Consider the following 13550-nt stretch of genomic DNA (forward strand, 5'->3'; position numbering starts at 1 on the left):
GGTTTTATTCAGCCTTTTCAAACGATATGGACTCTGAATGGAACGACATGTTAATAACGCAGCTACTTTTTCACCGAATCAGGACGTTTTTGCGCCTTGTCGCTGGTTCGTGTGGTTGGTAAAGTAGGCGGATTTTATTTTCCGCCCCCAGCTTGCAGGATTATCCTTTCGTTATGTTTAAGAAATTTCGTGGCATGTTTTCCAACGACTTGTCCATCGACTTGGGTACCGCCAATACCCTTATTTATGTTAAAGGACAAGGCATTGTACTGAATGAACCTTCAGTGGTTGCTATTCGCCAGGATCGTGCCGGCTCACCAAAGAGCGTTGCAGCTGTGGGCCATGAAGCCAAACAGATGCTAGGGCGCACTCCCGGTAATATCGCAGCTATTCGCCCAATGAAAGATGGCGTTATCGCCGATTTCTTTGTTACCGAAAAGATGCTGCAACACTTTATCAAGCAAGTTCATAGCAACAGCTTTATGCGCCCAAGTCCGCGCGTACTGGTGTGCGTACCGGTCGGGGCCACTCAGGTTGAGCGCCGTGCGATCCGTGAATCTGCTCAGGGCGCTGGCGCTCGTGAAGTGTTCCTGATTGAAGAACCCATGGCTGCGGCCATTGGTGCAGGCCTGCCGGTTTCTGAAGCAACAGGCTCGATGGTTGTGGATATTGGTGGCGGGACCACAGAAGTGGCCGTTATCTCTCTGAACGGCGTGGTTTACTCCTCATCGGTTCGTATCGGTGGTGACCGTTTTGATGAAGCCATCATTAATTATGTGCGCCGTAACTATGGTTCACTGATTGGTGAAGCGACTGCCGAACGTATCAAACACAGCATCGGTTCTGCTTATCCAGGTGATGAAGTTCTGGAAATTGAAGTTCGTGGCCGTAACCTTGCTGAAGGTGTACCTCGGGGCTTTACCCTGAACTCCAATGAGATCCTAGAAGCACTGCAAGAGCCGCTAACCGGTATTGTTAGCGCGGTAATGGTTGCTCTGGAACAGTGTCCGCCAGAACTGGCATCTGACATCTCTGAGCGCGGTATGGTGTTGACCGGTGGTGGCGCATTGCTGCGTAACCTGGATCGCCTGCTGATGGAAGAGACCGGTATCCCAGTGGTGGTTGCCGAAGATCCATTGACCTGCGTCGCCCGCGGCGGTGGTAAAGCGTTGGAAATGATCGACATGCATGGCGGCGATTTGTTCAGCGAAGAATAGTCAGCCAAAAGGAGAGACGCCAGATCGAGTGAACTCATACCCACGTTAAGTTTGGGATAGGTTTAGATTTGGCGCTTCTTCCTCATGTCGTCGAGGAATACGCATAATTTATGAAGCCGATTTTTAGTCGGGGTCCATCCCTGCAACTGCGGTTGTTTTTTGCCGTACTTGCCGCCATTATTTTGGTTATCGCTGATAGCCGATTGGGTACGTTTGTTAAAGTGCGCACCTACATGGACACCGCAGTAAGCCCTTTCTATTTTCTGGCCAATGGGCCACGCAAAGTTCTCGACAACGTTTCTGAAACTCTGGCGACTCGCGAGCAGCTTGAGCTGGAAAATCGTGTATTGCGCCAAGAGTTATTACTGAAAAACACTGACCTACAGCTACTCGGGCAATTTAAGCAGGAAAATAACCGCTTACGTGAATTGCTAGGTTCTCCGCTGCGTCAGGACGAACAAAAAATGGTCACTCAGGTGATGTCCAGCGGGACCGATCCCTATAGTGACCAAGTGGTTATCGATAAAGGTTCTAACAATGGGGTGTACGAAGGCCAGCCGGTTATCAGTGACCGGGGTGTCGTCGGCCAGGTTGTTGCGGTGAGTAAATTAACCAGCCGCGTATTATTGATTTGCGATGCCTCCCACGCGTTACCTATTCAGGTATTACGAAATGATATTCGGGTTATTGCCGCAGGGAGTGGTTGTACCGATGACTTATTACTGGAACACCTCCCCAGCAATACAGATATTCGCGTTGGTGATGTGTTAGTGACGTCCGGTTTAGGCGGTCGCTTCCCTGAAGGCTACCCAGTGGCGGTGGTCTCTTCGGTGAAAGTTGACAATCAGCGCGCCTATACTGTTATTCAGGCACGTCCGACGGCGGATCTACAGCGCTTACGTTACCTGTTGCTGTTGTGGGGCGCTGACCGTAATGGCGATCTGCCATTGCCGCCAGATGAAGTCCGCCGTGTGGCAAACGAGCGCCTCGCGCCCATGATGTCGCAAGTGCTACCCGCCGCTGATGCGATGGGGCCACCGGCACCTTCTACGGTGGCACCCACTGCAATCACTGCGCCGGGAGTCTCGCCATGAATCGTTACAGCAGCAATGGTCGTTGGGTTATCTGGTTATCTTTCCTGATTGCCATGGTGCTGCAAATTATGCCGTGGCCTGAACAAATTTATATGTTCCGCCCTTCATGGCTGGCGTTGGTTTTAATTTATTGGGTGATGGCACTACCGCACCGTGTGAATGTCGGCACCGGCTTTGTCCTCGGGCTGATTATGGATCTTATTTTAGGTTCAACACTTGGGGTGCGGGCGCTGGCACTGAGTATCATCGCTTATCTGGTGGCGTTTAAGTTTCAGTTATTTCGCAATATGGCGCTGTGGCAACAAGCACTTATCGTGATGCTGCTTTCGCTCACCATGGATGTGGTGGTGTTTTGGTCTGAGTTTTTAGTCATTAATGTCTCATTCCGGCCAGAAGTATTCTGGAGTAGTGTTGTTAATGGCATTCTTTGGCCTTGGCTATTTTTGTTAATGCGTAAAATTCGCCGCCAATTTGCGGTGCAATAAGGACTTAAGACTCATGACCGCCCTGTATTTAGCTTCTGGTTCCCCGCGTCGCCGTGAATTATTGGCCCTGCTTGATGTCCCGTTTGAGGTGCTGAAAACAGAGGTTGAAGAGCAACGCCAGCCAGAAGAGAGTGCGCAAAGGTATGTTCAGCGCCTCGCGCAGGATAAAGCTCGTGCAGGGGTGGAGGTCGCACCACAGGATCTGCCGGTATTAGGGGCCGATACCATCGTGGTGCTCAATGGGCAAGTTTTAGAAAAACCACGGGATACCGCACATGCCCAGCAAATACTGAGTGCATTGTCTGGGCAGCAACATCAGGTAATCACGGCAGTATCGCTGGCTGATCAGCAAGATATGTTATCTGCCATGGTTGTGACAGATGTGACATTTCGTGTGTTATCCCAATTGGAAATCAGTAATTATATTGCTACCGGTGAACCCATGGACAAAGCGGGCGCTTACGGTATTCAGGGGAAAGGTGGTTGTTTCGTCAGATCCATCAACGGCAGTTATCATGCCGTGGTGGGTCTGCCGTTGGTAGAAACCCATGAATTACTAAGTAATTTCATTGCGCTACGTAATGTGAGAGGAATACATGACAGCTGAATTACTGGTCAATATTACACCGTCTGAAACGCGGGTTGCCTACATTGATGGTGGCATCCTGCAAGAGATACATATCGAGCGTGAAGCCAAACGAGGGATTGTTGGCAATATCTACAAAGGTCGAGTCAGCCGGGTGTTACCGGGGATGCAAGCGGCTTTTGTCGATATAGGTCTGGAGAAGGCCGCCTTCCTCCATGCTTCCGATATCATGCCCCACACCGAATGCGTGGCCGGGGATGAGCAGAAAAATTTCAATGTGCGCGATATTGCTGAACTGGTTCGCCAGGGGCAGGATTTAATGGTGCAGGTGGTGAAAGATCCCCTCGGCACCAAAGGCGCTCGTTTAACCACCGATATCACCCTGCCTTCGCGCTATTTGGTGTTGATGCCGGGTGCCGCCCATGTTGGCGTTTCCCAGCGCATTGAGAGTGAAGTTGAGCGCGAGCGGTTGAAAAAAACCGTGGCAGCCTATTGCGACGAGCAAGGCGGTTTTATCATCCGCACGGCTGCTGAAGGCATTGGTGAAGAGGAGTTATCGGCTGATGCGGCGTTTCTCAAACGCTTGTGGACGAAGGTTCAGGAGCGCAAAAAACGCAATATCACCAAATATAAGCTGTATGGCGAGATGGCACTGGCACAGCGCGTGTTACGTGACTTTGCTGGCGCTGCGCTGGATAAAATTCGCGTCGACTCCAAACTGACTTACGATTTGCTGGTTGAATTTACCAGCGAATATATTCCGGAAATGACCGAAAAACTGGAGCTGTACGCCGGTAAGCAACCGATTTTTGATCTCTACGATGTCGAAAACGAAATTCAGCGCTCATTAGAACGTAAAGTTGAATTGAAATCAGGCGGTTACCTGATTATTGACCAGACAGAAGCCATGACCACCGTGGATATCAACACCGGTGCATTTGTCGGTCACCGCAATCTTGACGAAACCATTTTCAATACCAATATTGAGGCCACTCAGGCTATCGCCCGCCAGCTGCGGATGCGCAATCTGGGGGGGATTATCATTATTGATTTCATTGATATGAGCAACGAAGAACATCGTCGGCGTGTATTGCATTCACTGGAGCAGGCCCTGAGTAAAGATCGGGTAAAAACCAGTATTAATGGTTTCTCTCAGCTAGGCTTAGTCGAAATGACGCGCAAGCGCACGCGGGAGAGCATTGAGCACGTTTTATGCAATGAGTGCCCGACTTGCCGTGGCCGTGGCACGGTGAAATCAGTGGAAACCGTGTGCTACGAAATCTTGCGCGAAATTGTCCGTGTTCACCACGCTTATGATTCTGATCGCTTCCTGGTCTATGCTTCTCCAGCGGTGGGAGAAGCGCTGAAAGGCGAAGAGTCCCATGCCCTGGCCGAGGTGGAAATTTTCGTCGGCAAGCAGGTCAAAGTTCAGATTGAACCACTGTATAACCAAGAACAGTTTGATGTGGTGATGATGTAAGAGCCATCTAGCCTTACATGGGATAGGTGCGATTAAGATCTGCTGCTAGCTCTGCTGCGGATGGCAAGGAGAGATGTGTGAGGCGACTGCCCAGGATAATGTTCGCGACAGGCGCCACAATAATTGTTGTGGTGGCGCTGTTGGTCAGTGGGCTACGCATGATGCTGCCTCTTATCAACGATTATCGTCCGCAAATCGTGGCCAAAGTTCAGTCCATCAGCGGGATCCCACTGGAGGTGGGGTTCATGCAGGGGACGTGGGAAACCTTTGGCCCGACGCTGGAATTGCGTGATATTAGCGCTAAATTGCCGCAAGCCAACTGGCAGGTGCAACGGGTGACCCTTGCGCTCGATGTATGGCAGTCATTGCTACACTGGCGCTGGCAGTTCCGCGATATGACCTTTTATCAGTTGCAGCTTGATCTGAATACCACGCTGGATGCGCAGCAAAACAGCAGCCGCAATCTTGAAACCGGTAATATCACCGATATATTCCTGCGCCAGTTGGATCATTTCGACCTGCGCAACAGCCGTGTTTCCTTCCTCACTCCCTCTGGCCCCCGTGCCGAATTAGAGATCCCGCAACTCACCTGGCTTAACTCCCGTAACCGGCACCGCGCCGAGGGGCAAATTAGCCTTTCGACCATTAATGGTCAGCACGGCGTGGTGATGGTGCGAATGGATCTACATGATAATCAGGGAATTTTAAATAATGGCACGGTTTATCTGCAGGCCGATAATATCGACCTAAAGCCGTGGATTAGCCGCTGGTTGCACAATAATACCGGGCTGGATAGTGCTGAATTCAGTTTGGCGGCCTGGCTGAGCATTAAAAGTGGCGAGATCTACAGTGGCAATGTTCTGCTCAGTCAGGGGCAAGCCAATTGGATGGTCGGTGACCAAAGCCATCAGCTCGCGGTAGACAATTTGGTGTTGGAAGGCCGCCGTCAGGGCAATGGCTGGCAAATTGATGCGCCACAATTGAGTCTGAAAACCGATGGTCAATCTTGGCCGAAAGGGCAACTCTCGGCGCTATGGCTACCTGAAAATACTCAATTCATTGGCCCAGACCAATCCCAAGAATTACGTATTCGCGCCACCAATATTCAGCTAGAACGTGTAGGGCCGCTATTACCCACACTGTCACTGTTTACCCCTGAATTAATGAATCGCTGGGCAGATTTGCGTCCGCAAGGCATTGTTGAGGCGCTGGCATTAGACATTCCTATCAGCCAGCCGCAAAAGAGCCGTTTTCAAGCCAAATGGCACGATATCAGCTGGCAGCACTGGGAACTGCTGCCGGGCGTGAATAACTTCGCCGGCGCATTAAGTGGTTCTGTTGAGCAGGGACAGCTAGATATTAGCCTTAAAAACAGCATCTTACCTTATGGCGATATGTTCCGTGCGCCATTGGAAGTGAGTCAGGCCAGCGGGGCCGTGAACTGGCGGATTGATGATAAAGGTTGGGAGCTGTGGGGTGACCAACTGGATGTTAGGGCGAAATCGTTGTGGGGTAACGGCAGTTTTCACTATCAACAGCCTGATAAAGGGCAACCGTGGCTTAAAATCCTGACCGGCATCCGCCTGTATGATGCCACCGATGCCTGGCGTTACTTCCCGGAACCCCTGATGGGCAAGAAGCTGGTGGATTATCTGACTGAGGCGTTACAGGGCGGGCAGGTAGACAACGCCACGCTGGTCTATAATGGCAATCCTCATGATTTCCCTTATAAACATAAAGAGGGGCAGTTCCAGGTCTATGTGCCGCTGCGTAACGCCACCTTCGAGTTCCAACCGGATTGGCCTGCATTAGAGAATTTAGCCATCGACCTGAATTTCCTCAATGAAGGTCTGTGGATGGACGCCCCCCATGCGATGTTAGGTAAGGTCACTGGCAGCAATATCAGCGCCATCATTCCCGATTATCTGAAAGAAAAGCTCTATGTCGATGCCGAGGTGGCTGGCGAAGGGCGCGATGTTCACGACTACTTTACCAAGACGCCGCTCAATGATTCGGTCGCTGAAACACTGGAGGAGTTACAGGTGGGGGGTAAGGTTAGTGGGCGCTTACACCTAGATATTCCATTGGAAGAGAACCACATTACGCACGCCAGTGGCGAAGTGACGCTGAATAATAACACCCTGTTGGTGAAGCCGCTGAAAAGCCAACTGGAGAATATCAGCGGCAAGTTCCGCTTCAATGATGGCAATCTCGATAGCGATAGCTTATCAGCCAACTGGTTCGGGCAGCCGCTAACAGTTAATTTCACCACCGAAGAGCAGCCAAAGAACTTTTTGGTGAATGTTGGGTTAGATGGCGACTGGCTGCCGGCTAAATTACCGGGGGTGCCGAGTGATGTGGCTACATTGCTCAGTGGCAGTGCCAATTGGCAAGGCAAAGTGGTGGTGCAATTACCGAAAAATGGTCAGCCGGATTACAAAATAGATGTCACGGCGGATCTAAAGAAAGTGAGCAGTCACTTACCTCCACCGCTAGATAAATCAAGTGGTCAGGCGCTACCTCTTCATGTGCAGGCCATCGGCGGACTGGATTCATTTACTCTGTCGGGCAGTGCCGGGAGTCATAACCATTTCAATAGCCAATGGTTGCTGCTAAAAGATAACGTTGAGCTGACGCGTGCTATTTGGCAAAGCGCTAATCAGAAAACGGATAGCAAAAAAGCCCCGCCTTTGCCGGATGAGAAAGGTTTGGTGCTCAAATTACCGCCATTGGATGGTGAGCGCTGGCTGGCCTTGCTGGCACCGGAGTTGGCAACAGTGAGTGCGCCTTTTGCCTCATCTGCGCAACCTAAAATCAAGGGCAGCAGTGCCAATGTGATTCTCCCTAAGCGGCTGAGATTAGAGACACCACAATTATTGGTTGGTGGGCAGGCCTGGCATCAACTGACATTGCTGATCGAACCACTAATTACCGGCACCAAAGTCACGGCAAAAGGTGAGGAGGTCGCGGGTAGCCTGCTAATGGAAGAGCATGGGCCATGGCATGCCAATATTGATTATCTCTATTACAACCCTCAATGGACGGCGAACGAGGCGCAAGATCCGTTAGCGCAAGCGGCATTGCAGCCGCCAGAAAGCCCCAGTAAAATCTCGTTCCGCGATTGGCCAGCACTGCAATTGCGTTGTAAAGCTTGCTGGATTTTGGGGCAAAATATTGGGCGGATTAACGCCGATTTGACACCTAAAGGCGATATTTTGATGCTGACCAACGGCCTGATTGAAGCGGGTAACGGGCGGGCCAAAATGAGCGGGCAGTGGCAACAAGATAGCTCTGGCGATAAGACCACGTTCAATGTTGCACTGACTGGGCCAAAAATCGATGACACCATCTCGTTCTTTGGTCTGACGACACCAATAAAAGATGCCTCGTTTGATATCAATGCCGACTTAAACTGGCGTGGGGTGCCGTGGCAGCCACAGATTAATAGCTTAAACGGGACGTTAAAGAGTAGATTGGGGCGAGGGCTGTTGACGGATCTTGGTGGCGGGCGCGCAGGCCAGCTACTGCGGCTGGTCAGCTTCGACGCACTATTACGTAAGCTCCAGCTCGACTTTAGTGATACGTTTAGTCGTGACTTCGCGTTTGATTCTATTCGCGGCACCGCCAATATCAAAAATGGCGTCATGCACACCAATGATTTAGTGGTGGATGGATTAGCCGCCGACATTGCCATGAGCGGTAATGTGGACCTGGTTAAACGCCAGATCGCCATGGAAGCGGTTATCACGCCAGAGATTTCGGCGACCGTCGGTGTCGCCACCGCCTTTGCGATAAACCCAGTGGTGGGGGCTGCGGTATTTGCCGCCTCGAAGATTTTAGGCCCATTATGGAGCAAGGTTTCGCTGATTCGCTACCAAATCACCGGCAGTTTGGACCAGCCGACCATCCATGAAGTATTACGCCAGTTAAAGGAGAGTAAGGCGCCATGAAAAATGCCAATGTTGCATTATTACAGTTATGTAGTGGTGAAAATACCCGTGATAATCTGGCTCAAATTGAGCAGCAGATCAAACAGTTAAACTCGGGTGTTAAGCTGGTTCTGACGCCGGAAAATGCACTGTTATTTGCTAATGCCGCCTCTTATCGTCACCATGCAGAGCAGCACAACGACGGGCCATTGCAACAAGAAGTGCGTGAGATGGCGCGCCGCTATGGTGTCTGGATCCAAATCGGCTCGATGCCGATGATAAGCCGTGAGTCACCGGACCTTATCACCACCAGTAGCTTGCTGTTTGATGACCAGGGTGAGCTAAAAGCTCGCTATGATAAAATTCATATGTTTGATGTGGATATCAACGATATGCATGGCCGCTATCGAGAGTCGGATACCTATCAGGCAGGGCAGGAAACCACGGTGGTGGAGACCCCTGTAGGCCGCTTAGGCATGACGGTGTGCTATGACTTGCGTTTCCCTGGCTTGTTCCAGGCATTACGCGCGCAGGGCGCGGAGATTATTACCGTCCCGGCGGCCTTTACCCAAATGACCGGTGAAGCTCACTGGGAGATATTATTGCGCGCGCGGGCGATTGAGAACCAGTGCGTGATCTTGGCGGCCGCTCAGGTAGGGCGGCACGGTGCTACCCGTCGCACTTGGGGCCACACGATGGCGGTCGATGCCTGGGGCAAAATATTGGGGCAGAACCCCGATGCGGTGGCTGCCTTAAAAGTAAAAATTGACACCACAGGTTTGAAAACCATCCGTAATCAAATGCCGGTATTGCAGCACAATCGCTTTTTAGCGCCGCTGGTGCCGTCATCGCATAAACCATCATCAAATTAAAGAGTGAAAACTATGAGCCTCTCGTTTGTCAGTGAGCAGTTACTCGCTGCTAACAAGCTGAACCATCAGGACTTGTTCTCAGTGTTGGGGCAGTTGGCTGAACGCCGCCTCGATTATGCTGACCTGTATTTCCAGTCCAGCTACCACGAGGCATGGGTGTTGGAAGACAGCATCATCAAAGATGGCTCTTACAATATTGACCAGGGCGTGGGTGTGCGTGCGGTCAGCGGTGAAAAAACCGGTTTTGCTTATGCCGACCAAATCACCCTGAACGCCTTGCAGCAAAGCGCCCATGCTGCGCGCAGTATTGTGCGCGATATTGGCAATGGCAAAGTTCATACACTGGGTGAGGTGCCTTACCAGGCGCTCTATCCGCTGCTAGACCCCCTGCAGAGCTTGTCGCGGGAGGACAAAATCGCGCTGTTGCATCGCGTCGATAAAGTCGCTCGCGCCGCCGATAAGCGGGTGCAGGAAGTGAGCGCTAGCTTAACTGGCATCTATGAGCAGGTGCTGGTGGCGGCCACTGACGGCACGCTGGCCGCCGATGTGCGCCCATTGGTGCGCTTGTCAGTCAGCGTATTGGTGGAAGAGAACGGCAAACGCGAACGCGGTGCCAGCGGTGGCGGTGGTCGTTTCGGCTATGACTACTTCCTGGAAACTGTTGACGGTGAAGTGCGGGCAGATAACTTTGCCAATGAAGCGGTCAGAATGGCGCTAGTTAACCTTTCCGCCATAGCTGCTCCTGCCGGTGCCATGCCAGTGGTATTAGGTGCCGGCTGGCCGGGTGTGCTGTTGCATGAAGCGGTTGGTCATGGTTTAGAGGGCGATTTCAACCGCCGTGGCAGTTCTGTCTTTAGTGGGCAGATGGGTAAGCTGGTGGCTTCCGAGCTGTGTACCGTGGTGGACGATGGCACCATGCAAGGCCGCCGTGGCTCACTGGCTATTGACGATGAAGGTGTGCCGGGCCAATACAACGTATTGATCGAAAACGGTATTCTGAAAGGCTATATGCAGGATAAGTTGAACGCGCGCCTAATGGGGGTTGCCCCAACAGGTAATGGTCGCCGCGAATCTTACGCGCACTTGCCAATGCCGCGTATGACCAATACTTATATGTTAGCGGGCAAATCAACACCAGAAGAGATTATCGCCAGTGTGGAGTATGGCCTCTACGCGCCAAACTTTGGTGGTGGTCAGGTGGATATCACCTCCGGCAAGTTCGTGTTCTCAACCTCCGAAGCTTACTTAATTGAAAAGGGCAAAATCACCCGCGCGGTGAAGGGGGCTACCTTGATTGGCTCCGGTATTGAAGCGATGCAGCAGATCTCGATGGTCGGCAATGACTTAGCGCTGGATAAAGGCGTCGGCGTCTGCGGCAAAGAGGGCCAAAGCTTGCCAGTGGGGGTCGGCCAACCGACCTTGAAGCTGGATAATCTGACAGTGGGTGGCACGGCGTAGGGTTTAGAGATAAGCGCCGATATAATTATTAACGATAGCCCTGATATATCTCTGCAACGCTCTTAAAGTATTCGGTTAAGTAATCGATGCAGACTTGAACCTTGAGGGGCATTTTATCTTTTTCAGTATATAGCGCATATACCGGGCGTGGGTCAGAGTGATATTTTTTGAATAACACTTCCACTTCACCGCGCTTAATCTCCTCTATCACCCACATCAATGGTGCGTAGGCGATGCCTGCGCCCGCTTTAAGCCAGCGGATCATGGTTTGTGAGTCGTTGGTCACAAAGCGGCCTTGTGGCGATATTTGTGTGGTGATCCCTTCCGGTGCTATCAGCTCGAAATTACTGTCTGGCCTCACGCTGTACTCCAGCCAGGAGAAGTTGATCATATCGCTCGGCTTTTCAGGGGTGCCATGTTGCAACAAATAGCTTTTGGCGGCGCAGACCACCATTGGCATAGAGCCGAGGCGGCGGGAAAATAGCCCCGAATCTTGCAATGCCCCCACTCGAATGACCACATCCAGACCATCGCCAATAAGATCAGGTGCCGGGATACCGGTAACCAAATTGACGGACAAACCGGGGTACTCTTTCAGCATATCCGCTGTCATGGTCGCCAGCACATTTTGTGCCATGGTGGATGAACAGCCGATTCGCAATGTGCCGGTTGGCGTATTGTTAAATGCGTATAACTGCTCATGCACCTCTTGCACTTCCTGCAACATGCGCCGACAGCCCTGATAATAGATCCGGCCCGCTTCGGTCAGACCAATGCGGCGAGTACTGCGGTTAAGCAGTTTAACATTTAGCTCGGTTTCCAGCTTGGATACGGTCTGGCTTATCGAGGATACACTCATCTCCAACTGCCGTGCCGCCGCAGTAAAAGAGCCGCATTCAACCACTCTGGCAAACACCGACATCCGTTTTAGTCTTTCCATTGCTTATCCTGTGTGACCTATTTGTTTAGCGCTAAACGCTTATTTTACATTGATTGTTAACTCTAGCTTAAAAGTGATTTAGATCACACATTGTAGATAAGTTGATAATAAGCAGGCTAATATACTGTTGTCGGAGAAAGGTCCGAAGTCTGAAAGCCGCGTAGCTAAAGTGTTACCTCGCCTCGTCCAGCTTGCAGTTGCACCTACAAGTTTAACCTATAACTCTACCTTATCGCTGGTGCTTTTAGCCTTGCCCGCGGTGGTTGAATGAGTTTCAGTTTAGAATTTAACTATTAACCTAGGCATGTTCACTGACATCCTATAATTGAGAGGATTTAAAGAATGAGTTTGCTTCCGGTGATGGTGATTTTCGGCCTCTCTTTCCCGCCGATATTTCTTGAGCTGCTTCTCTCGCTAGCCCTTTTTTTTGTCGTGCGCCGTCTGTTACAACCCACGGGTATTTATGAGTTTGTTTGGCACCCGGCACTCTTTAATACCGCGCTGTATGGTTGCCTTTTTTACTTAATTTCTCGTTTTTCTTCCTGAGGTCGCCGTGAATACTTTTTCATTAAAAATAATCCGCATCGGCATCACCTTATTAGTGGTCTTACTGGCTATCATCGCTATTTTCAAGGTGTGGGCTTTTTACACTGAATCGCCATGGACCCGTGATGCTAAATTTACCGCCGATGTAGTCGCTATTGCACCGGATGTCAGCGGTTTGATCACTGAGGTGCCGGTTAAAGACAACCAACTGGTGCAGAGAGGCCAGATTCTGTTTGTGATTGACCAACCCCGCTATCAGCAGGCACTGGCCGAAGCGGAAGCTGATGTCGCCTATTACCAAACGTTAGCTGCCGAGAAGCAGCGCGAATCTGGCAGACGGCAGCGGTTGGGGGTGCAGGCGCTGTCACAAGAGGAGATCGACCAATCCAGCAATGTGCTGCAAACCGTCCGTCATCAGCTGGCAAAAGCCATTGCACTCCGTGACTTAGCCAAACTTGATCTGGAGCGAACCACAGTGCGCGCGCCTGCCGAAGGCTGGGTGACCAATCTGAATGTTCATGGGGGGGAGTTCATTAACCGCGGTGCGACCGCTGTCGCATTGGTAAAAAAAGAGACTTTCTATATCTTGGCCTATCTGGAAGAGACCAAGCTGGAGGGGGTTAAGCCGGGTTATCGGGCGGAAATCACCCCTCTGGGTAGCAACCGCATTCTGCATGGCACTGTCGACAGTATCTCCGCCGGTGTGACCAATAGTAGCAGCAGTGTCGATAGCAAAGGGCTGGCGACCATTGATAATAATCTTGAATGGGTACGTCTGGCGCAGCGGGTGCCGGTGAAGATTCGTTTGGATAGCGAAGATCAGCAGCATCCATATCCAGCAGGCACCACCGCGACGGTAGTGATAACCGGAGCAAATGATCGTGACCCTAATCAGGCCTCGCCGATGATTAAGTTGATGCACCGTCTGCGCGAGTTTGGCTAA

The 13550-nt window shown here is 51.4% G+C and carries 11 protein-coding genes; 10 read left to right on the plus strand and 1 reads right to left on the minus strand.

Annotated elements, in window-relative coordinates; translation table 11 throughout:
- Positions 1–173: 173 nt before the first annotated feature.
- The 8 genes from mreB to tldD all read left to right on the plus strand — a co-directional run bounded on the left by mreB (position 174) and on the right by tldD (position 11121).
- Positions 174–1217: a rod shape-determining protein MreB gene (gene mreB, locus FFE93_RS01890; RefSeq protein WP_004875762.1), complete on the plus strand. Its 1044-nt coding sequence runs from the start codon at positions 174–176 to the stop codon at positions 1215–1217.
- Between the two features lie 110 nt (positions 1218–1327).
- On the plus strand, positions 1328–2311 hold the full coding sequence (gene mreC / locus FFE93_RS01895; RefSeq protein WP_005271379.1) for a rod shape-determining protein MreC: 984 nt from the start codon (positions 1328–1330) through the stop codon (positions 2309–2311).
- Entirely contained in the window at positions 2308–2796 is a 489-nt protein-coding gene (gene mreD, locus FFE93_RS01900; protein ID WP_032814839.1) for a rod shape-determining protein MreD, read from the plus strand. The genes mreC and mreD overlap by 4 nt, the downstream gene beginning before the upstream one ends.
- A gap of 13 nt (positions 2797–2809) precedes the next feature.
- Positions 2810–3403 carry a Maf family protein gene (locus FFE93_RS01905; RefSeq protein ID WP_005271381.1) on the plus strand — a complete coding sequence of 198 codons (594 nt, stop codon included), beginning with the start codon at positions 2810–2812 and terminating at the stop codon, positions 3401–3403.
- Positions 3393–4862, plus strand: coding sequence for a ribonuclease G (rng, locus tag FFE93_RS01910; protein ID WP_032814841.1), 1470 nt, complete (start codon positions 3393–3395; stop codon positions 4860–4862). Before FFE93_RS01905 ends, rng begins: the two co-directional genes overlap by 11 nt.
- Positions 4863–4939: 77 nt before the next feature.
- A complete protein-coding gene (gene yhdP / locus FFE93_RS01915; RefSeq protein WP_138774717.1) occupies positions 4940–8812 on the plus strand; it encodes an AsmA2 domain-containing protein YhdP in 3873 nt (1290 codons plus the stop codon).
- Positions 8809–9663, plus strand: a complete 855-nt coding sequence (gene nit1, locus FFE93_RS01920) for a deaminated glutathione amidase (RefSeq protein ID WP_049602645.1) — start codon at positions 8809–8811, stop codon at positions 9661–9663. The genes yhdP and nit1 overlap by 4 nt, the downstream gene beginning before the upstream one ends.
- A gap of 12 nt (positions 9664–9675) precedes the next feature.
- Positions 9676–11121 carry a metalloprotease TldD gene (gene tldD / locus FFE93_RS01925; RefSeq protein ID WP_005271388.1) on the plus strand — a complete coding sequence of 482 codons (1446 nt, stop codon included), beginning with the start codon at positions 9676–9678 and terminating at the stop codon, positions 11119–11121.
- 28 nt (positions 11122–11149) lie between these two features.
- On the opposite strand, the gene aaeR is transcribed toward tldD, so the two are convergent.
- Complete coding sequence (gene aaeR / locus FFE93_RS01930) at positions 11150–12061, minus strand: HTH-type transcriptional activator AaeR (RefSeq protein WP_005271390.1); 912 nt, start codon at positions 12059–12061, stop codon at positions 11150–11152.
- 342 nt (positions 12062–12403) lie between these two features.
- On the opposite strand from aaeR, the gene aaeX reads away from it, so the two are divergent.
- Entirely contained in the window at positions 12404–12607 is a 204-nt protein-coding gene (aaeX, locus tag FFE93_RS01935) for a p-hydroxybenzoic acid efflux pump operon protein AaeX (protein ID WP_005271391.1), read from the plus strand.
- Positions 12608–12614: 7 nt separating this feature from the next.
- Positions 12615–13550 carry a p-hydroxybenzoic acid efflux pump subunit AaeA gene (gene aaeA / locus FFE93_RS01940; RefSeq protein ID WP_005271393.1) on the plus strand — a complete coding sequence of 312 codons (936 nt, stop codon included), beginning with the start codon at positions 12615–12617 and terminating at the stop codon, positions 13548–13550.

This window comes from Yersinia sp. KBS0713 (assembly GCF_005937895.2).
GTDB lineage: Bacteria > Pseudomonadota > Gammaproteobacteria > Enterobacterales > Enterobacteriaceae > Yersinia > Yersinia bercovieri.

Coding starts and splice junctions, on each gene's coding strand:
- mreC (WP_005271379.1), top strand. CDS start 1,328: ATGAAGCCGATTTTTAGTCGGGGTCCATCCCTGCAACTGCGGTTGTTT.
- mreB (WP_004875762.1), top strand. CDS start 174: ATGTTTAAGAAATTTCGTGGCATGTTTTCCAACGACTTGTCCATCGAC.
- aaeR (WP_005271390.1), bottom strand. CDS start 12,061: ATGGAAAGACTAAAACGGATGTCGGTGTTTGCCAGAGTGGTTGAATGC.
- rng (WP_032814841.1), top strand. CDS start 3,393: ATGACAGCTGAATTACTGGTCAATATTACACCGTCTGAAACGCGGGTT.
- tldD (WP_005271388.1), top strand. CDS start 9,676: ATGAGCCTCTCGTTTGTCAGTGAGCAGTTACTCGCTGCTAACAAGCTG.
- aaeX (WP_005271391.1), top strand. CDS start 12,404: ATGAGTTTGCTTCCGGTGATGGTGATTTTCGGCCTCTCTTTCCCGCCG.
- FFE93_RS01905 (WP_005271381.1), top strand. CDS start 2,810: ATGACCGCCCTGTATTTAGCTTCTGGTTCCCCGCGTCGCCGTGAATTA.
- nit1 (WP_049602645.1), top strand. CDS start 8,809: ATGAAAAATGCCAATGTTGCATTATTACAGTTATGTAGTGGTGAAAAT.
- mreD (WP_032814839.1), top strand. CDS start 2,308: ATGAATCGTTACAGCAGCAATGGTCGTTGGGTTATCTGGTTATCTTTC.